This is a genomic window from Rhodococcus sp. I2R, from assembly GCF_020889545.1.
Taxonomy (GTDB): domain Bacteria; phylum Actinomycetota; class Actinomycetes; order Mycobacteriales; family Mycobacteriaceae; genus Rhodococcoides.
This window is the reverse complement of record NZ_JAHUTG010000003.1, coordinates 149,531-168,938: the sequence shown is the minus strand read 5'-3', so window position 1 is coordinate 168,938 and position 19,408 is coordinate 149,531. Positions and strand designations below refer to the sequence as shown.

The window sequence follows — 19,408 nt, the reverse complement described above, 5'->3', positions numbered from 1 at the left end:
TCGTGAAGCGGTCTAGTCGAATGCCGGGCTGGTGAACTTGTCGTAGAAGATCTGATCCGTCGGAGTTCCGCTCATGTCGAGGTAGGCGAGTGCGGCGTCGACCATCGGGGGCGGCCCGCACAGGTAGACCTCGGCTCTGGCAATGCTCGGCTCCAATCGCTTCACGACATCGGTGACGTTTCCTTGCTCTACCGAAATCGATCCGGAGGATTCGACACCGGCCGCATCCGATACACACGCCACGAAGGTGAAGTCCACCAGTCCATCACCGAGAGCAGTGATTTCGTCGACGTAGAACAGATCGTTCGGGGTGCGTGCGCCATAGTAGAAGTGGACGGGGCGGGTGTTGCCCGCCTCGTTCATGTGGCGGACGAGCGAGAGGATGGGGGCCATCCCCGCCCCACCGCCGATGCACACCACCGGAAGGACGTGGCCGTCCTTGAGAGTCGAGGAGCCGTAGGGGCCGGTCAGAGCGATCTCGTCGCCGACGGAGATGCCGTCGTCGAGCAGGGTTGCGAACTTACCGCCGGGATACTTCTTGATGAGGAATTCGACCCGGTTCGGTGTCGACGGAGTCGATGCCATCGAAAAGGACCGAACCTCCTCGGTTCCCGGTATCCCAAGCTCGGCGTACTGGCCCGGTTTGAAGTCGAACACGGCGGGTTCGATGGGTTCGAGGCAGAGGGCGACGATGTCGCCGGTGACCGATTCGAGTGAGGCGACGCGTGTGGACACGTTCTGAATCGGGATGCCGCCGAGCAGTTCGTCCTCGTCGAAATTGAGCAGTTCGATGGTGCAATCGCTGTATGCCTTGGTGCGGCAGAGCAACACGAAACCCTCGTCCTGTTCGGCTTCGTTGCAGGCGAAGGTCGAGTGGTTCTCCATCTGAATGTCGCCGTCGAGAACGAAGGACTTGCACGCCGAGCAGCGTCCCTCGCGGCAGCCGTGCATCAGGTGTATTCCTTGCCGGAAGGCCGCATCGAGGATGTGTTCGTCCTCGCGGACTTCCATTTCGATATCGACCGGCTCGAAAGTGATTCGGTGGGTGTCGGCCACGAGGGTCTCCTGGATTTCGATGTATCGATCGCGCTGGATGCGGTGGGCAGCGCCTGGATTCAGTCGCTGCCCACCGGGTCTGGAATCAGGCAGGGATCGTTGCGCCGGCGCGGTACGCCGCGATGTGCGCATTGCGCTCTGATTCGGTCATCTGGTTCAGCAGCACATTCGGACTCTGGAAGGTGTTGCCGCGGACATCGTCGAGTGTCCACATCTTCTTCGGATCCAGATCGAGGTGCGGTTGACCGACAAGAGTCCGACCGTCGTCGCGGACGTAACCGAGATCGGAGACGATATCGGCGAGATCCTTGCCGTGGTGCAGTGTCTCCCATTCACGGAAACCGGTCAGACGACCCATGTTCGGGGTGTCCTTGCCCTCGTATTCGCCGCGGAAAGCAACCGCGTCGGTCCAGTAGCAGGTTTCCGAGCAGTAGGTGCGCCACTGGTTGTCGACCTTCTCGACCACCATGTCCTCACGAATGAGGGCTGGAACCATGCACGTCCAGCAGCGGTGCGGGTACTGGTAGCCGACTTCCTCGAACGCGATCGGCTTGTTGATGCCCGGGTAGGCGAGACGGTTGTACTCCTCCCACCACTTGCCGTACTTGCTGTACCAGCCTGGGTACTTGTGCTCGAACCACTCGAAGTCGGTGTCGGTCATGGTGTCGATGCGCCAGTAGTTGACCGGCCAACCGGTGGCGAAGAAGCGCGCGACCTCGTGCACGTAGCCCTTGACGGTGATCCGGTTCCACGCCTCTTCGACCAGGTCGTGGGGGATCGTCAGGCCATATTTCTCGAGCGGGATCAGGTAGCTGCGGTAGTAGTCGTCGTAGATCCACCGCTGCCACATCTCGGCGTAGCTCTCGCGGTCCTTGCGTCGATCCTTGGTGCCGTACTCGATGAACGTGCCGATGGCCGCGTCGACGACGCAGTGGTTGTTCCACCAGGCGTAACGCAGGTCGCGTTCGAGCAGCGGACGGTTGCGCTCGTCGGCCAGGGCCATGAGCAGGATGGAGTAGCCGTTCGAGATGTGCCGCGATTCGTCGGACTGCACCGAGTGGAACACCGTCGGCAGCAGGTAGTCGCCGTTGGCCGCAGCCTCATCTGGCATGGCGACGAACAGGGTGTTGGTGAATGCGGTCTCGGCGACCACCGTCAGGTAGATGTTGGCGGCGGTGATGGCGTCTCCGGTGATGAATCCTTCACCGAACTGGCGGCCGATGGTGCCTGCGTAGTTGTTCGCAAACGCCTTCTCGGTCATGTCGAACCCGGCAGGGTCGATGTAGTTGTTCATGTACAGCTTCTTGAGGTTCATCTGAATCGTCGAGTGACGAACCTCGTCGATCATCTGTACCGCAAGACCGTTGTGGATTTCCGGGTTCGGGACCGCATCGATGGCCATCGGCATCGCACGTGCTGCGGAGATCTCCGGGAACGGGATGATCGACAGAAACAGTTTCTGCCATTCGAGCCAGCGTTGCTGGACCTGGCGGAACATGTTGCCGCGAATCGCGCCGTCCATCGCGCCGTAGACGCGGTTGTCCTTTTCTTCCTCCATAGGGAAGTAGGACCGCATGATTTGCTTGAGCGGGTCCTTCTTCGGTGCTTTCTCGAACGTGTAGTCCGTGCCGAAGCGAGTCGCAGGTGTGGCGAACGTGGGTTCCCACGTCAGCTCCGAGATCTTCGCGTGTGCCTTGGTAAGGCTTTGCCTACTCAATGTGCGCCTCCTGGATGCGAGGTCAGCGGGGTTGCCGGCCTTGTCGGGAAGATGTGCACATGATTGAACACCGTGATGCAGGTCTCATCCGTCTCACTTTGAGACGCAGTTCACACGGCGATGGAGTCGAGCCTCGATGGCTCTAGATCAAACCGACCAACTGCTGCGCCCCCTCGCGCAACAGGAGCTTCAAATCTCGGTTGTCTCGGTTGATTCGCCCCGAGACTCCCTGCAAACACAGTCCGCCCACGACGTTCGAGCCCGGTTCCCGTACGGGCACGGCCAACGCCGCTCGCCCGAGGCGCGATTCCTCGTCCTCGAACGAGACCTCGGTGGCCAGGATCGTGGCCAACTCGTCGTGCAGGGCCTGCTCGCTCACCACGGTCCGAGCGGTCACTGCGCGCAGCGTCGATGTATCGAGGCTGCGCGGGTGGTACGCGAGCATGAGCTTCCCGACGGCATGCGCGTGGGGGTTGCGCATCACCGTCGATGCGGACACCACCTCGTGATCGGGATCGGTGTCCACTATGCGCAACGTTCCGCTTCGGAACGACGCCACGTACACCCCGTGCCGCGTCTCGCCGCGGATGGCGTCCAACACATCGGTCACCGAACGCGTCGGCGCCGATGCGGCGCTGGCGTAGGCCAATTCAGACGTTCGGCGCCCCAGTGCGAAACCGGAGAGATCCGGAACTCGGACCAGGAAACCGTCGGCGACGAGGAAGTTGAGCATGCGGTAGGCCGTGGCCGGCGGGACCTGGGCGTGGGCCGCGATCTGTTTTGCCGTTGCGCCCGCGCCCAGGTGGGCAACTGCCTCCAGCATCGCCAACGCCTTCTGCACAGCCTTCGGCTGCTGCCCACCGAAACCCGATTCTGTTCGACGCCCCCCGCGCTTGTCTGCCACCATCGAAGTCACCGGTGCCGGGCGGGCGTCAGCACCGGTTTGCCGCCCTCGTCCAACGTGAGCTCCGATGAACCCGGCAGCAAATCCGCCGTCTCGACGGTGTCGAACACCCCGATGGAGGCGATGCTCGTGGGTCGATATCGCGACAGCAACGCGTACCAGAGCGCACCGGCTCCACTGAGCGCCGCGAGCCAGATCACCAGAAGCCAGGTTCCGGAACTGGCAGCGTCGGCCGCGGCGAAACCCAGCAAGCCCAATCCGGCTGCGGCGGCGAGCACTCCGCTCAACCGGGTCCACAGCGTGTGCTCACCGATTCGGGACAGGAAGCGCAGTGCGGCAATCGAAACCAAGGTGTAGCCGAGGGTGAGCGCCATCTCGATGACCACGTCATAGGTGGCTATCCCACGACCGTCAGGGTCGTGTACGAGCGCGCCGATCAGGGACGCGCCGACGAAGACTGCAACGCCGATGTATGGAGTCCGGAACGTCGGATGTACCCGTTCGATGGCCGCGGGAATGATGCGTTCGATGCTCATCGAGAACAGCAATCGCGAGCCGGCTTGGGCGAATCCGAGTGTCGACGCAATCCACGAGAAGCACACGCCCACAGTGACGGCCACGACCAGCAGCGGACTCGCCCCGGACTCGATACCCCCGAAGTAGGCATTGAGCATGGTGCCGGCGTGCCCGGTCATCCCCGCCCATCCAGCGAACACGTACAGGCACCCCACCAGGATCGGGGAGATCAGCAAGGTGCGGGTGACGGTCCGCAGCGGGGTGCGCGCCTCGGGTCCGAAGAACGCGGCGCTCTCGAACCCGGCCAGGCTCAACACGGTCTGCATGATGAGGAACAGCACGAAGCCCACCGGAGCGGAGGTCGTTGTCTCGGTGACGTCGACGTGGACGGGAGCGCGCAGGAGCAGCGCGGTGATGAGCACCAGGGTGCAGACCTCGATGACCAGGATGGTGCGGGTGGCGAACCGCACTCCGCGGATGCAGATCATCGCTACCCCCGCCGCGACCATCACGCACGCGAGCATGCTGAACGACGGACCGACCCGAGCGCCGCTCACCTCGGCCACCTGCACCAGGTTCTCACCGGCGTTGGACAGCACCGAGATCGAGACGCCGAGATACCCGACGAACAGCGCCACCCCCGCAGTGAGTGTTGCCCGTTTGCCCAGCCCGTGCGCGACGAAACTGTAGAGCGAGCCCGACGCGGCGAGCCGCGCCGTGAACTGTCGGATGCAGATCGCAACGAGCACCATGATCACCGTCGCGCCGATGATCGCCAGCAGCCCGCCCGCGTTGCCGTGGAACGTCGACATCCACAGGGCGATGAACACCATGCAGGTCGCCGGGGCCATCGTCGAGAGAGACTGCCCGAGCAGATCGAACTGGGTCAGTTGCCGACGACCGAGCACGCCGAGAGGAGAGCGCACCGGATCGACGTTCCGGTCGGTGACGGCGGCTCGGGCCAAAGCGGCCCGCAATGCGCTGGTGTTCATCGGCGTCCTGAGTGCGAGGGATGATGAGAAGAGAATGTAGAGCCGTTCGGTTACTTCCATATTTCTCATGTGACGCGAACCGGACTTTCAAGTGAGAATCGGACGCGAAAACGCTGATCCTAGGCACCCGGAAATGTGGTGGCTGACACACGGTCGACGTCTGAACTGCCCTTGAACTGGGCAAACGTCGACATCTGCGCGCTCACTCGAGCCGGATGAACACGTAACGCGCGGGCATCGTTCGCGTCGCAATCGACTCCCATGATTTGCCTCAGCGAAATCGATGGTCGATTTCGTCGGTGAAGACGAGAGGAGTCCGCGATGCTCTGGGCAGTGGTTTCCAGCGCGGTCGGCGCGATCCTGGTGGTGGCCGGTCTACCGAAGATCAAGGAACCCGAGCGCATGGCCCGCGCGGTCCGTGGCTATCGGTTGCTGCCGGAGAAGTTCGCCGGTGTCGTCGGGAGGGTTTTGCCCGTCGCGGAGGTCGCGGTGGGTCTGGCCCTGATCATCGGCGTCCTCCCGAAAATCGCAGGTGGAGCCGCAGTGGTGATGTTTCTCGCCTTCTTCTTCGGATTGACCGTCAACCTGCTTCGGGGCCGCCGCGATCTCGACTGCGGATGCTTCGCCTTCGCGGCCGGAGCCGACGAGGTTGCCCGAATCGGGTGGTGGCATTCCGCCCGGGCGGCAGTCTTGGCTGTTCTGGCGGCGACCGTGGTCCTCACCCCGACAATCGGGATGATCGATCGCGTCGCCGGAACGCTCGTCGGATTGTTCGTCGTCGGCCTCGTCTGTGTCGGTGTCTACGCCCGGACTTTCATGTCTTTCGGTCGCCGCCCGATCGATGGCTACCTCACCAACGCCTCGATGGAGATGCGGGCCGCCGCGTCCGTCAGCCGCTACTGATTCCCCTCGCCGATCGAAGAAAGGCATCCACAAATGACCACTTTTCTCGTGACCATGGTTCTCGTCCTCACTGCCGCGGTGGCAGTCCAGCTGCTCATGATTCTCGGCCTGGCTCGAGAGATCGGCCGCGTCCAGGTACGTCTGGGCCCGCTCGGTGCTCGCATGATGGACACCGGACCCAAGATCGAGCAGGTGGGCCCGTCGTTCTTCGGACTGACCGATCACATCGGTCGAACCGTCAGCGTCGCCGGCCATCGTGAGCGGCCGCAGCTGCTGCTGTTCACCGCGCCGGGCTGCTCGACCTGCAAATCCCTCCTGCCGGGGATGAAGTCGATGGCCAAGGGTGAGGGCGACATCGACATCGTCATGATCTCCGACGGCACCCCGGAGGAACACGCGCAGTTCCTCGCCGGCGCGGGCCTGGGCTCGGAGTTGAGTTACGTGGACGGCCGTGAGGTCGGTATTGCGTACCAGGTGGGCACCACACCGTTCGGGGTGATGCTCGACGAGCACGGAAAGATCAAGGCGAAAGGACTGTGCAACCACATGGCGCAGGTGGAGAGCCTGCTCAACGCACTCGAATCCGGCACTCCTTCGCTCCAGCACCTCCACACCCAAGCGGCCCAGAAGCACGTCGGCGTCGCGTAAATCTCTCATCCCCTGCCACGAAGCGGAGAGCACAATGGACAATCACGATCACGCACACGACCATCCGGTTTCAGGAGGTGGCACCGAACAGCGATACCCGATCGACGAGCAGACCGTCGCCGAGCAGGCGGAGTGGATGGCCGGACGTGGCGGAACTTTCGCCAGTCGATCCGGACGCCGACTCTCCGAACGGATCTCGCGTCGTTCGATGATCTCCAAGATCGGCCGCTGGACCCTCGGCGCCTCCGGTGTCGCGGTGGTGAGTTCCCTTCCCGTCTCACGGGCCTTCGCCCAGGAGACCCCCGCTGCGCCCGCCGCGGAACCTCTGGTGCCCGAGTACGACGGCAGCAATCCCGCCGAATGCGACTATTGGCGTTGGTGTTCCATGGATGGAACGTCGTGTGCGGCCTGTGAGGGCGGTGGTCTCACGACCTGTGCGCCAGGGTCCAAGCCGGGTGCCGAGTACTGGGTGGGGTGCTGCACCAACCCCGAGGACGGCAAGACCTATCTCATTGCCTACTACGATTGCTGCGGCGCACCCAGCTGCTCCAACGCCTTCTGCGGCGAGCCGGATATGCAGACCACCATGTACAACCCGGTCAGCGGCAGCTTCGACCAAGAGATCATCTGGTGTGTCTCGGATCAGTCGCAGTCCTACACCTGCACCATGGCACCGATCATCGGCGCCGATTGCCAGGCTCGCCCGGCCGTGCGCCCGAAGGTGGGTGCCGGCTCGTGAATCGCAATTCTCGCTCCGTCGCCCTCGCGGCAGCGCCCCTCGCTGCACTTCTCGCTCTCAGCTCGTGCAGCTCGTCCAGTGACGAACCGGCCGAGGAGGCCTCGTCGACCGAGGTGACCTACCCGTCTGTCGACTTCACCACTCCGGGTCCGGGAATCGGCCTGGGATCGGAGGATCAGGAGATCAGCGGGGAGTTCCCGGAGCCTCTCCATGTGGCCGAGATCGATCCGATCGGTGCCGATCAGCTTCTCGGTGTCGAGGGCGGATTCGGTGCACTTCAGTTGACCGTCAACGCCATCGACGCTGCCAGCGGCGAGGTCACCACTCGCGTCGTGGTTGGACCCGGCATCTGGCAACCGGTAATCCATGGGTTCGTCGGTGAATCAGCCAGCGATCCAGCAGTTCTCGCGGCAGAAGTCTGGCGTCCGCGTGGCTCGAGGGGCGACGCCGATTTCACCGTCAGTACCTACTCCGGCAACTTGCTCGAGCCGAAGGAAGTCGCGCTCCCCGACGTGGCCCGAGTCCACTCGCGTGACGGTTCGCACGCGGTCACCTCCGACGGCAAGTATTTCGTCACCTGGGACGACGGCCTGTACGGAATCCGCGTCGTGGATCTGGAGGCCGGCGAGGAATCCGGCGCAGTCCAAATCGTCGGGTGCGGCCCGTTCACCTGGATGGTCGGCAATGATCTCTACAGCGTCTGCGAGGACGACCGAGAGTTGCTGCACGTCAACATCGGCGAGGACGGGGTACCGACCGAGGTGGGCCGGGCGAAGGTCCTGCCCGACGACTTCGTGAGTGCTCGCAATACAACGATGGCTGTCGACGCGGAATCAGCACTGCTCATTGCCGAGAACGGCGACGTATTCGTCTTCGACTTCTCCGAGGGGTTGCCCTCCGAGCCGGTGACGCCCATTGGAAACGCGGGTGACGACTCCGGCCGGTTCGCGGCAAACGCGATCAATGCCGACGCCACCCGAATCGCGGTGACCTACACCGACAGCATTGTTCACCCTGATTCCGGTCGCGGTGGATCTGTCGCAAAGGTGGTGTTGTTCGATGCCGAGAACCTCGCTCCGGTGCGCTCGTACAGCCTTGCCGACATCGGTATCGAAAGCTACTCGTCGATGGCCTACAGCGTGGACGGTGGCACGTTCTATGTGCTCGGCGATGGTGCCGAGGTCGACGGCAGCGCGCCACAGAAGTTGGTGGGATTCGACTCGGCCACCGGTGAGCAGGTCAGCTCCGTCGAGCTGAGCGGCAATGTAGGCGCGGTGACGAGCTTGCTCACCCCTGAGGAGATCGGATGACTCAGCCGGCTACCCGGTTGATGCTCGACCGACGCCGATTCCTGTCTCTCGCGACAGCAGGCGTCGGCCTGGCAGGAATCGGCGCACTCGGTGTGGCCGGATGCAGCTCACAGACCTCGGGCGCATCCGGCTCCACCGAGAAGTTCGACTACATCAAGCCCACCGATCCTGAGATCGCCGCCGCGGAAGCCGCCCGAGCATCCAGCGGTAGCACTGTGGCTTACGCTCTCGCGGCCTCGATGGGCACAGTGGACCTCGGTGGCCGGCTGGTGAACACGTGGACGTACGGTTCGGGTGCCGTGGCGCCCGAACTGCGGATGTCCGTGGGCGAGAAGATGGTGGCCTCGGTGACGAATTCACTGCCCAGCGACACCAGCATTCACTGGCACGGCATCCGTATCCGCAACGATATGGACGGCGTGCCCCCGGTCACTCAGGAACCCATCGCTGCGGGTAGTACTTTCGAGTACTCCTTCATCGCACCGGATCCGGGAACCCACTGGTACCATTCGCATTCCGGGCTGCAGGCCGATCGTGGGCTTTTCGGGGCCCTCATCGTCGAGGATCCCGAAGATGCTTCCGGAGCGGACGCCGACGCGGTACTTGTTCTCGACGACTGGGTCGACGGGTTGGGGACTACGCCCGATGCGGTCATGTCGGCGCTCAATCCCAACCTGCACGGCGGCGGCCATGCCGGGCACGGGGGAGCGTCGACGCCGCTGCCGATCGGGGCCGACGAGGCTGCGGTGGCAGCCTCGTTGACCTCTGCCGGTCACGGTGACTCCGGTGTATTGGGTGGCATGACGCAACACATCGCTTATCCGCTCCACCTGATCAACGGCCGGCCTCCGAACGATCCCGCTGTGGTCGAAGCGTCGCCGGGAACGAGGTTGCGGCTGCGAATCATCAACGCAGGAGCAGAGACTCCGTACCGCTTTGCGGTTGCGGGACATCGCCTCACGATCGTGGCCGTCGACGGGTTCGACGTGGTGCCCACCGAGACCGACGCAATTGTGATCGGCATGGCCCAGCGATACGACGTGATGCTCACGGTTGCGTCGGGTGCGTGGCCGATGGTGGCGGCGGTGGAGGGCCGTCCCGGGTACGCCTCGACGGTGCTGCGCAGCCTCGACGCGGCGCCGTTGGCCGACCCCGATGTGGGCGGCAATATTCCGGAGCTCGGCCGAGAGCTGGTCCTCGAGAGCGCGCTGCGTCCTGCGGAGAAGGTAGAGCTCGCTACCAAGGCGCCCGACCGCGACTACCAGGTGGATCTGCTGCAGGCCGGTGATCGCTACGTGTGGGCGATGGCCGGGCCCGATGCGGGCAAGCTGGTGATGAAGCAGGGCGAGCGGATCCGCATCACGATGAACAACACGTCTTCGATGTGGCATCCGATGCACACCCACGGCCACACCTTCGCAGTGCCGGAGTACGGCGGACTGCGCCGCGACACCGTCAATGTGCTGCCGGGTTCGTCCCTCGCGATCGAGTTCGACGCCGACAACCCAGGTGAGTGGATGTTCCACTGCCACAATGCCTACCACTTCGAAGCCGGCATGACAGCGAACTTGATGTACATCAGATGAGAGGCAATCCATGAAGAGAACAATGATCCTGTTCGTAACGCTCGCCGGCGTCCTCGGACTCACGGCCTGCGGCAGTGAAGCTGTAGCCGACGGGCCTGCCGCGACCGTGCGCGTGGAGAACATGAGCTACTCCCCGGAGTCGGTCACCATCAAAGAGGGAGAGACCGTCGAGTGGATCTTCGACGACAACGGCCTCCCACACGACGTGGTCGACGATGACGGCTTGTTCGAGAGCGAACTACTCACCGAAGGTACATTCTCGTACACGTTCGATGAAGCCGGAACGTATACGTATCACTGCACGCCGCACCCGATGATGCTCGGCACGGTGGTCGTCGAAGCGTGAGAGTACCTCTCGCTCTGATGATGCTGATGTTCGCGGCGGGATGTTCCACCGAGCCAGAGGTGGACGCGACCGTGGTGGTCAGCAATGTTCGATTCGACCCTCAGGAGGTGAGCATCCCGGTGGGAGGCACCGTCGAGTGGCAGTTCGACGACGGTGGCCTGCTCCACGAAGTGCACGCGGACGGCGTATTCGACAGCGGCATCCTCGGCGAGAAGACATTTCGCTTCACGTTCGATTCACCGGGCGATATCGAGTACTTCTGTTCCATTCACCCGTACATGTCCGGAACGATTCGCGTCGGTTGACGTGAATGGCATTCAACCCCAGGGAGAGATCATGACCGCAACCTTCGACCATCCGAGAACGACAACACTCAGTCACACTGCATTGCAACAGGATTTGCCGCAGATTCGTCCCACACTCGAGAGCTCGGTCGGGCTTGGATCGCGCGCGCTGCTCACCGTTTCGGCGGCGGTCGTCGGGGCCGGAGCGGCACTGGCGCTGTCCCCGACGGTGGCCACCGGCCTCACCGGTGCCGTGATCGGGGCGAGTGCCATCACCGCGCTCGCCGCCAACTGGTCCACGTGTGGGATGTCCGTCGCGGGGGTCGTCAGTGCCCCGAAGCAACCCGGTCGCGCCGGATCCTCGACGCCGCTGCGACGCCTCGGTTGGCACGCACTCGGTTCCGTAGCCACCGGTGCGGTGACGGGAGCCGCCATCGGGGCACTCGGCGGACTGGCGTCGAATTCGGTATCGGTCGCGCTGATGCTGGGTGTGTGGGCCGCACTCGCCTTGGCATACGGTCTGCACGAGCTGGGTTTGGTGACGATGCCGACCCCGATGCGCCGTCGACAGCTCCCGCGTCACCTCCGCCGGAGCATGGAGCCGTGGAAGGTATCGCTGTTGTTCGGTGCCATCATCGGCCCGGGTTTCCTCATCTACATCCGGTCGAGCGCGTACTACCTCATGGCCCTCGGCGTCGCGGCGATCGGCTCACCGGCCCTCGGTGTAGCTCTGTTCGTCACCGTCTCGCTCGGTCGCTGCATGCCCAGTGCGTTGGCCATCGTGCACACCCGTCGGGGCGGTTCGATGCCCGGGTTCCTCTCGCTGATGTGCGTTGTGGATCGTCGGGTGCAGACCCTGACAGGGGCTGTGCTCGTCGGACTGGCCGTGTTTGCCGGCACCGTGCTGATCTGAGTGATCTGAGTGATCTGAGTGCCTTTGGGGCGGTCGCGGATTTTCAGCGACCGCCCCGAGCGCTGGTCCCAGAGAGAATCCCGATCCGGCTCTCGGTCTTCGACTCTCCAGAGCATTCCGGTGGCATAGAACACAGGACCGTGTAACAACTCGGCTGCATCGGTGGACAACGCGGTGCGGGTGCAGAATGCTGGAAACCCGGCGACGGCACGCCCCACATATATGAGCACACCCGGACCCAACGAACCGTGCCGTCGAGGATGGTGACGGCAACCGTGGAAACACTTGCTCGCAAACTCGGCCTCAGAACCGACCACCACATCTTCTTCACGTCGGCCGGTCTGACGATCGCGCTGCTCGTGCTGTTCCTGGTTTTTCAGGATTGGGTCGGAAACGCTTTCGGCACCGGCCGCGAATGGATCGTCACCAACCTCGGTTGGCTCTTCATCATCGGCGTGACGGTGTGGTTGCTGTTTCTGATCTGGGTGGCCATCAGCAAGTACGGCCATCTGCGGCTCGGTGAGGACGACGACAGACCCGCGTACTCGAACCTTTCGTGGTTCGCCATGCTCTTCGCCGGCGGCATCGGCACTGTTCTCATGTTCTGGGGTGTTGCCGAGCCGATTTCGCATTTCTCCGCACCCCCCTTCGAGGGTGTAGCGCCCTATAGCGTCGAAGCGTCCCAGGACGCGATGAGTATTTCTCTGTATCACCTGAGCCTGCACACTTGGGCGATCTTCACGTTGCCGGGTTTGGCGTTCGGCTTCTTCATCTACCGATACAAGCTGCCGATGCGTGTGTCCTCGGTGTTCTATCCGATACTGAAAGAACGTATTTCAGGACCGATCGGGAAGACCATCGATGTCTTCGCTGTGCTGGGCACCGTCTTCGGTCTGGCCGTTTCATTGGGGCTCGGCACGTCTCAGATCAACGCCGGTCTCAGTGAGCTCGTCGGCCTACCCGACGCGGTGTGGGCGAAAGTGGTGATCATCGGCCTCCTCACAGTGGTGGCGACGATCTCGATTGCCGTCGGGTTGGACAAGGGTGTGCGCCGGTTGTCGAACGTCAACATCCTCACCGCCGTCGGACTGATGATCTTCGTTCTGATCGCCTCCGACACCGTGTTCTTGCTCCGTCAGATGATCGAGAGTCTGGGTATGTACGCCCAGGACATCATCCAGTTGTCCTTCTGGAACGATTCCATGGCCGAGTTCACCTCGGACGGTGGGTGGGGTTGGCAGGGCGGCTGGACCGTCTTCTACTGGGCATGGACGGTGACCTGGGCCCCGTTCATGGGTGTCTTCCTCGCCCGAATCTCGCGCGGGCGGACAATCCGCCAGTTCGTCATCGGGGTGTTGGCTGCGCCGTCACTGTTCACGCTCGTCTGGTTCGTGATCTTCGGCTGGTCGGCGATGAAGATCGACGGTATCGGCGGCGACGGCGGGCCGATCTCGGAAGCGGTGAACGAGAGTGTTCCGCTGGCCATGTTCGCGTTCTTCGAGAACTTCCCGGCCGCCACCCTGGTTCAGGGCATTGCGGTGGTGGTCGTCGCGCTGTTCTTCGCCACGTCCTCGGACTCGGCATCGTTGGTGATCGACATGCTGTGCTCCGGCGACGGTGATGCCGGTCCGGTGCGGCAACGCGTGTTCTGGGGTGTCACCGAAGGCGCGGTCGCGGCCACATTGATCGTGCTCGGCGGCGAGGCGGGGCTCCAAGCGCTGCAGGAAGTCATCACGGTGATCGGTCTACCGATCTTCATTCTCGTGTCTCTGATGATCGTGACCTTGGTGATGGGTTTGCGCGCAGAACGGGTGAAGGTCCAGCCGCTCACCCACGAACAGTTCTTGACGCACAACGGTACGTCGCCACAAACCGAGTCGGGAAGGGTGCGGTCATCGAACCTGGCCAGAGACTCCGATGACACGGCACCCCCGGACCCGGGCACTGGTGACGACAAAGAGTGAGCCCGGCTCGAACAGCACATCGTGTCGCCCCCAGAACTCGTGTTCATTCACAACGCGATTGACGTCCCCACTTCGTGATTGTGCCGATACTGTTTCGATGGCAGTGTCGGGAAGAATTCGATGGGGGATAGTTCGACGTGAGATCCAGAGTCCGTTCACCGCTCGTTGTCCTCCTCGCCGGGTTGCTCTCGGTTTCTCTGGCGTCGCCCGCCGGAGCAACTCCGTCCGGGCTCACCGATGTACTTTTCGTGGCCAACAATTGGGATGGCACCGCCGACTACATGTCACCGGACGGTGAGCTCACGCAGTACGGTCGCGTCGACGTCGTACCGGACAAGGACGAACGAATCGCCGAGATCTACCGTGACCCGGTCCGCACCGCGTTCTATCTGGGCATTCGGCAACTCGTCGGTGAGGGACACGATCAATACGCCGACGACATGTACACCACCAACGACGGAAGAAACCTCATCGTGTCCCGGCCGAGCTTCGCCGATGTGGTTTCCATCGACATCGAGTCGGGGGCCATCGTCTGGCGTTTCGCCGTGGATGGTCAGCGAGCGGACCACATGGCGATCTCGCAGGACGGCACCGAAGTCGCTGTGTCGGCGTCGACGGCAAACACCGTTCACATCCTCGACACGGTCGACGGCAGTGAGATCGGCCGTTTTCCGACGGGGACCTCGCCGCACGAGAACGTGTACACCAAAGACGGCCGATACATCATCAACGCAAGTATTGGACGTGTCGAAAGTCCCTTCGATGCACCACAATTGGGCGTGACCAAGTTCCCGCGTTGGATGGCTTTCTACGATCGCACGACAGGCGAGGTAGTGCGCAAAATCGACATCGGCACCAAATTGGCGGAGGCGGGACACCCAGGAATGAGCTCGTCGGTCCGTCCCATGACGCTGTCGCCGGACGAGCGCTTCCTGTATCTGCAGGTATCGTTCTTCCACGGCGTCGTCGAGTACGACTTGCAGCAAGACCGCGTCACGAGGGTCGCCGAATTGCCCATCTCTGCTGCCGCTGCCGCCCTTCCTCGTGAGTCGTATCTGTTGGATTCGGCGCACCACGGTATCGCCATGAACGCGTCCGGTACGAAGATGTGTGTCGCTGGGACGATGTCGGATTACGCGACGATCGTCTCGCGCGAGACGCTCACCGCGGGTCCGCTGGTGACCGCGGGCGAGAAGCCGTATTGGTCCACCCGGAGCAACGACGGGCAGTACTGCTTCGTGTCCTGGGCCGGCAGCGACAAGGTGTCGGCAATATCGTTCGACACCGGTCTCGAAGTCGCCAGCACCGCCGTTGGAGACCATCCGCAGCGCATGCGCACCGGAGTCGTCGACTCTGCTCTCCTGGGCTCGTGAGTCTCCCGCGGGGCTACGCGGGGTGGATAGCGCTAGGACCAGGCGGTGAACCGAGGCTAAGCCACCAGGTTGCCGACTGCCCATGTCATGTGGGTGCGGACGGCTAGTTCGGCGTTGTTGGGATCGCCCTCGTCGATGGCGTCGACGATCTCGTGGTGGCGGTCGGCATCCATGTTTCCGACCGCGCGATCACGGCCGGCATACATGATCGACATGCGGATCGAGCCTTCGAGGTTGCTCCAGGAGTGTAGAAGTGTCTCGTTGTCGGCAGAGCGACAGAGCAGACGGTGAAAGTCGAGGTCCGCTTCGATGCGGGCGTCGAGGGTTTCGTCCTTCGGCGCCTTTCCCATCAGGTCCAGTGCCGCTCGCAGGTCAGCGACGATCCGAGCGCGTTCGGCGTGCTTGGCGATCTCGGCGGCGGCGAGCCCTTCGAGGGCGGCACGGACCGAGAAGATGTCTTGGATTTCTTTCGTGTCGAGGTGCCGGACGTGAAGCCGTCCGCGTGCCCCAGTGACGACGAGGCCTTCCTGCTGCAGCTGCCTCAGTGCTTCACGAAGTGTGCCGCGGGAAATCTGCAGTCGCTCTGATAGTTCGGTCTCGACGAGTGCGCTGCGCGGGCGTAGCTCCCCGCTGGTGATGGCGGTCCGCAGAGCGGTGACGGCCTGTTGACGCAGATTGGTCTTCTGCAGTCCGAGAAGTGTGCCGGATTGCCCCACCATGGAGCCTCCTTTCATCGGAGACGAAGTGGTCGTCTCACGGGAGACAGTCAACAGGTAGCTGTCGACAGTGAGTGTACGTGCACACGACGATGTCTTCTCGGACCGCAGAGCCATCGCTGCGATCTACAGTTCGGCCAGAATGCGAGACTCGATGCTCGAGCTGGACAGGCCATAGCGATCGTGCAGGGTGGGCAGCGCGCCGGCCGCGAGGAATTCGTCCGGGAGCGCGATGGCACCGATCTTCTTGCCGAGTCCGCGCTCGACAACGGCGGAAGCCACGGTCTCGAACAGACCGCCGATCTTGGTGTGGTTCTCGGCCGTGAACGCCAGACGGGGTGTATCGAGCTCGGCGAGAACGGTGACACTGTCGAACGGCTTGATCGTGGGTGTGTGCACGACGGATACGTCGACGTTGTGCTTGACGAGGTTCGTCGCCGCCTGGAGAGCACGCATGGTCATCAGACCACTGGAGACGATGACGACGTCGTTGCCAGGCCGGACCACCTTGGCCTTGCCGAGTTCGAAGGTGTAGTCGTATTCGTCGAGGACTGTGGCCACCTTGCCGCGGAGCAGACGCAGGTAAGTCGGACCCTCCGACGCGGCGAGCTGTGGAACGGCTTGTTCGATATCGATGGAATCGCACGGGTCGACGATCGTCAGGTTGGGCATGCCGCGGAAGATCGCGATGTCCTCGGTCGCCTGATGGCTGGGACCGTAGCCGGTCGTCAGACCCGGGAGACCGCCGATGATGTTGACATTGAGATTGGGCTCGGCGATGTCGAGGCACAGGAAGTCGTACGCACGACGAGCGGCGAAAACCGAATATGTCGACGCGAAGGGGATCAGTCCGGTCTCGGCCATGCCCGCGGATGCGCCCAGCAGCAGCTGTTCGGCCATGCCCATCTGGAAAAAGCGCTCCGGGAACGTCTGGGCGAAGATGTGCATGTCGGTGTATTTCGCGAGATCAGCGCTCAGTCCGACGATTTTGTCGTTGTCCTTCGCGGCCTGGACCAGTGCGTGTCCGAACGGGGCGGTGGCGGTGCGCTGACCCGGGTCGACGAACGAGGCGATCATGGCCGAAGTCTTGAGCTTCGGAGGCGTCGTGGTGGTCATGCTCGAACCTTGTCTTCCTGCAGGTTGGTCGGGTCGGTGAAGCGGCCTGTCAGCTCATCGCGGCAGATGCTCCACTCGTGTTCGTCGATGCGCATGAAGTGCGCCTTCTCTCGGGTTTCGAGAAGTGCGACGCCGTAGCCGATCTTGGTGTCGCAGATGACCACCGACGGGATACCGAAGGGTGATGCCGCGGCGCAAGCGGAGTCGAACGCACCGAGAAGCGCGGCGGGGTCGTTGCCGTTCACACGGTGGACGTTCCAGCCCATCGCGGCCCACTTCTCGTGGACCGGCTCGATCCCGAGCACACCGTGGGTGGGGCCGTCGGCCTGCAGTGCGTTCATATCGACCATGGCAATGAGGTTGCCGAGCTTGTGGTGGTGGGCGCCCATGGCGGCCTCCCACGTCGAGCCCTCGTCGAGCTCGCCGTCGGAAAGGAAGTTGAACACGCGGGCGGTCGAGTTCTGGTGCCGAAGGCCCAGGGCCATGCCGACTGCGACTGTCAGGCCGTGGCCCAGGGAGCCGCCGGATATCTCCATTCCCGGTGTGTAGGAGGCCATTCCGGACATGGGTAGCCGGGACTCGTCGGAGCCGTATGTCTCGAGCTCCTCTTCGGGAAGGATGCCCGCGGCAGCCAGGGCGGCATACAGGCCGATGGCGTAGTGGCCGGTGGAGAGAAGGAAGCGATCTCGTTCTTCCCAGTGGGGGTCTTCAGCGCGATAGTTCAGCCGGTCGGCGTAGACGGCGGCGAAGATGTCGGCCGCGCCGAGGGCCTGTCCGACATAGCCCTGGCCCTGGGCCTCGCCCATATCGATGACGTGGTGTCGCATGCGGTAGGCGAACTCCGCGGCCTTCTCGATGCGGGAGCGCTCGCTCTGCGTCGGCGCTGGGGTCGTGATCGTCATGCAAGTTCCTTTGTTTTGACGGGGGCGTGCGCCGGGTGGGGCGTGGTGAGTTCCGCTTCTGCGGCGAGACGGCGTTCGGTCCGTCCCCACGTCTCCTTGGTTGCGACGGCCGAGGCCAGGCCGATGAGTGCGTAGGTGACGAACAGCAGCGCCGGCCCCATCCACCCAATCCAGACGAAGAGCAGCGTGGTGATGAACGGTGTGAAGCCGGACACCATGGCCGAGATCTGGTATGCGAGCGATGCTCCTGATGCGCGGCGCGCAGCGGTGAAGAGTTCGGGAAACCATGCACCCTGTGCGCCGGCGAGCGCGTTCTGGCAGACGGCGTAGGCCAGGATGATCGTCGCAACGATGAAGAAGAAGACGCCGGTGTTGACGAGAAGGAACATCGGGATGCCGAACAGGGCCGCGAAACCGCAAACGCCGAGGTAGACCGGGCGACGGCCGATCCGATCGGTGAGCCTGGCCCACAGCACGGTGGCGAAAATGCCGATGAAAGACGCGATGCACAGTGCGGTGATGGTCTCCGATGTCGAAGCCAGGTTCTGCGTGTGCAGGTACGAGATCATGTAGGTGACGGACACGGCGTATCCGGCGGTCTCGGCGATACGAAGACCGATGCCGCGCAGAATGTTCGGCCAGTCCTGCTTGATCGATTCCACGATCGGGGACTTGGTGACGCCGGCATCCTTGACGTCGTCGAAGACGGGGGACTCGGGAACCTTGGACCTGATGATCAGACCGACGGCGACGAGAACGATGCTGAACAGGAACGGAACTCGCCATGCCCAGTCGCCACCGAGGTGGACGCTACCGAGGAAGACGAGGTTGGCGAGGAGCAGTCCGACAGGGAAGCCGGCTTGGACGATGCCGGTGAAGGCGCCCTTCTTTCTCCACGGAGCGTGTTCGTAGCTCATGAGGATCGCGCCGCCCCATTCTGCGCCGAACGCGAGGCCCTGGATGATGCGCACGACCACCAGCAGGATCGGTGCGACGACGCCCGCTTGCGCGTAGGTCGGTAGGAGTCCGATGGCAAAGGTCGCGATTCCCATCAGGATGAGGGATCCGACCAGAACAGGCTTGCGGCCGACCTTGTCGCCGAGGTGCCCACCGACGATGCCGCCGAGTGGGCGGGCGGCGAAGCCGACGCCGAGTGTGGCGAACGCAGCGAGCGTGCCGGTCACGGAGTTCGAGTTGGGGAAAAAGGCGGTGCCGAAATACAGAGCGGCGGCGGTGCCGAATCCGATGAAGTCGTACGTTTCGATAACGGCACCGACCGAGGATCCGGCAGCGACGCGTTTCGCGTCCTTGGTGCCGTGTACCGGTCCGCGCATTTCGAGAACTTTGTCGCTCATGAGAACGCTCCTGCAGAGGTAGTGGTTCAAAACTCGTCCAGTGACCGTCGACTGTCAACAAGTTGAGT

General features: G+C 63.2%; 18 protein-coding genes. 10 read left to right on the top strand and 8 right to left on the bottom strand.

The features are described 5' to 3' along the window. Positions 1 to 12: 12 nt before the first annotated feature. From KVY23_RS04005 to KVY23_RS03990, 4 genes are all read right to left on the bottom strand, one after another. Entirely contained in the window at positions 13 to 1,056 is a 1,044-nt protein-coding gene (locus tag KVY23_RS04005) for a 2Fe-2S iron-sulfur cluster-binding protein (protein WP_075838297.1), read from the bottom strand. An 85-nt stretch (positions 1,057 to 1,141) separates the two neighbouring features. After that, positions 1,142 to 2,773 carry a methane monooxygenase gene (locus KVY23_RS04000; protein ID WP_230555394.1) on the bottom strand — a complete coding sequence of 544 codons (1,632 nt, stop codon included), beginning with the start codon at positions 2,771 to 2,773 and terminating at the stop codon, positions 1,142 to 1,144. A 142-nt stretch (positions 2,774 to 2,915) separates the two neighbouring features. After that, a complete protein-coding gene (locus KVY23_RS03995; RefSeq protein ID WP_230555393.1) occupies positions 2,916 to 3,680 on the bottom strand; it encodes an IclR family transcriptional regulator in 765 nt (254 codons plus the stop codon). A 5-nt stretch (positions 3,681 to 3,685) separates the two neighbouring features. Continuing rightward, positions 3,686 to 5,185, bottom strand: coding sequence for an APC family permease (locus KVY23_RS03990; RefSeq protein ID WP_230555392.1), 1,500 nt, complete (start codon positions 5,183 to 5,185; stop codon positions 3,686 to 3,688). A 321-nt stretch (positions 5,186 to 5,506) separates the two neighbouring features. Between KVY23_RS03990 and KVY23_RS03985 the strand changes: the two genes are divergently transcribed. From KVY23_RS03985 to KVY23_RS03940, 10 genes are all read left to right on the top strand, one after another. Then, positions 5,507 to 6,088 (top strand): MauE/DoxX family redox-associated membrane protein, encoded by a 582-nt coding sequence (locus KVY23_RS03985; RefSeq protein WP_206509537.1) that lies wholly within the window; start codon positions 5,507 to 5,509, stop codon positions 6,086 to 6,088. Between the two features lie 33 nt (positions 6,089 to 6,121). Then, a complete protein-coding gene (locus tag KVY23_RS03980) occupies positions 6,122 to 6,736 on the top strand; it encodes a redoxin domain-containing protein (protein WP_075838215.1) in 615 nt (204 codons plus the stop codon). A 34-nt stretch (positions 6,737 to 6,770) separates the two neighbouring features. Next, positions 6,771 to 7,475, top strand: a complete 705-nt coding sequence (locus tag KVY23_RS03975; protein ID WP_230555391.1) for a methylamine dehydrogenase light chain — start codon at positions 6,771 to 6,773, stop codon at positions 7,473 to 7,475. Further along, entirely contained in the window at positions 7,472 to 8,785 is a 1,314-nt protein-coding gene (locus KVY23_RS03970; RefSeq protein ID WP_230555390.1) for a hypothetical protein, read from the top strand. Before KVY23_RS03975 ends, KVY23_RS03970 begins: the two co-directional genes overlap by 4 nt. Next, positions 8,782 to 10,371, top strand: a complete 1,590-nt coding sequence (locus tag KVY23_RS03965; RefSeq protein WP_230555389.1) for a multicopper oxidase family protein — start codon at positions 8,782 to 8,784, stop codon at positions 10,369 to 10,371. The genes KVY23_RS03970 and KVY23_RS03965 overlap by 4 nt, the downstream gene beginning before the upstream one ends. 10 nt (positions 10,372 to 10,381) lie before the next feature. Continuing rightward, positions 10,382 to 10,717, top strand: a complete 336-nt coding sequence (locus tag KVY23_RS03960; protein WP_230555388.1) for a cupredoxin family copper-binding protein — start codon at positions 10,382 to 10,384, stop codon at positions 10,715 to 10,717. Positions 10,718 to 10,734: 17 nt separating this feature from the next. After that, positions 10,735 to 11,022 carry a biphenyl 2,3-dioxygenase gene (locus tag KVY23_RS03955; protein ID WP_268994731.1) on the top strand — a complete coding sequence of 96 codons (288 nt, stop codon included), beginning with the start codon at positions 10,735 to 10,737 and terminating at the stop codon, positions 11,020 to 11,022. A 31-nt stretch (positions 11,023 to 11,053) separates the two neighbouring features. Continuing rightward, a complete protein-coding gene (locus KVY23_RS03950; protein ID WP_075838294.1) occupies positions 11,054 to 11,914 on the top strand; it encodes a methylamine utilization protein in 861 nt (286 codons plus the stop codon). A 275-nt stretch (positions 11,915 to 12,189) separates the two neighbouring features. After that, positions 12,190 to 13,878 (top strand): BCCT family transporter, encoded by a 1,689-nt coding sequence (locus tag KVY23_RS03945; RefSeq protein WP_230555386.1) that lies wholly within the window; start codon positions 12,190 to 12,192, stop codon positions 13,876 to 13,878. 137 nt (positions 13,879 to 14,015) lie between these two features. Continuing rightward, complete coding sequence (locus KVY23_RS03940; protein ID WP_230555385.1) at positions 14,016 to 15,251, top strand: YncE family protein; 1,236 nt, start codon at positions 14,016 to 14,018, stop codon at positions 15,249 to 15,251. Positions 15,252 to 15,307: 56 nt separating this feature from the next. Here the strand turns inward: KVY23_RS03940 and KVY23_RS03935 are convergent, their stop codons facing one another. The 4 genes from KVY23_RS03935 to KVY23_RS03920 all read right to left on the bottom strand — a co-directional run bounded on the left by KVY23_RS03935 (position 15,308) and on the right by KVY23_RS03920 (position 19,340). Next, positions 15,308 to 15,970: a GntR family transcriptional regulator gene (locus KVY23_RS03935; protein ID WP_230555384.1), complete on the bottom strand. Its 663-nt coding sequence runs from the start codon at positions 15,968 to 15,970 to the stop codon at positions 15,308 to 15,310. A gap of 123 nt (positions 15,971 to 16,093) precedes the next feature. After that, positions 16,094 to 17,083 (bottom strand): transketolase family protein, encoded by a 990-nt coding sequence (locus KVY23_RS03930; RefSeq protein WP_230555383.1) that lies wholly within the window; start codon positions 17,081 to 17,083, stop codon positions 16,094 to 16,096. Continuing rightward, on the bottom strand, positions 17,080 to 17,985 hold the full coding sequence (locus tag KVY23_RS03925) for a transketolase (protein WP_230555382.1): 906 nt from the start codon (positions 17,983 to 17,985) through the stop codon (positions 17,080 to 17,082). Before KVY23_RS03925 ends, KVY23_RS03930 begins: the two co-directional genes overlap by 4 nt. Next, a complete protein-coding gene (locus KVY23_RS03920) occupies positions 17,982 to 19,340 on the bottom strand; it encodes an MFS transporter (RefSeq protein ID WP_075838292.1) in 1,359 nt (452 codons plus the stop codon). Before KVY23_RS03920 ends, KVY23_RS03925 begins: the two co-directional genes overlap by 4 nt. Positions 19,341 to 19,408 lie beyond the last annotated feature (68 nt).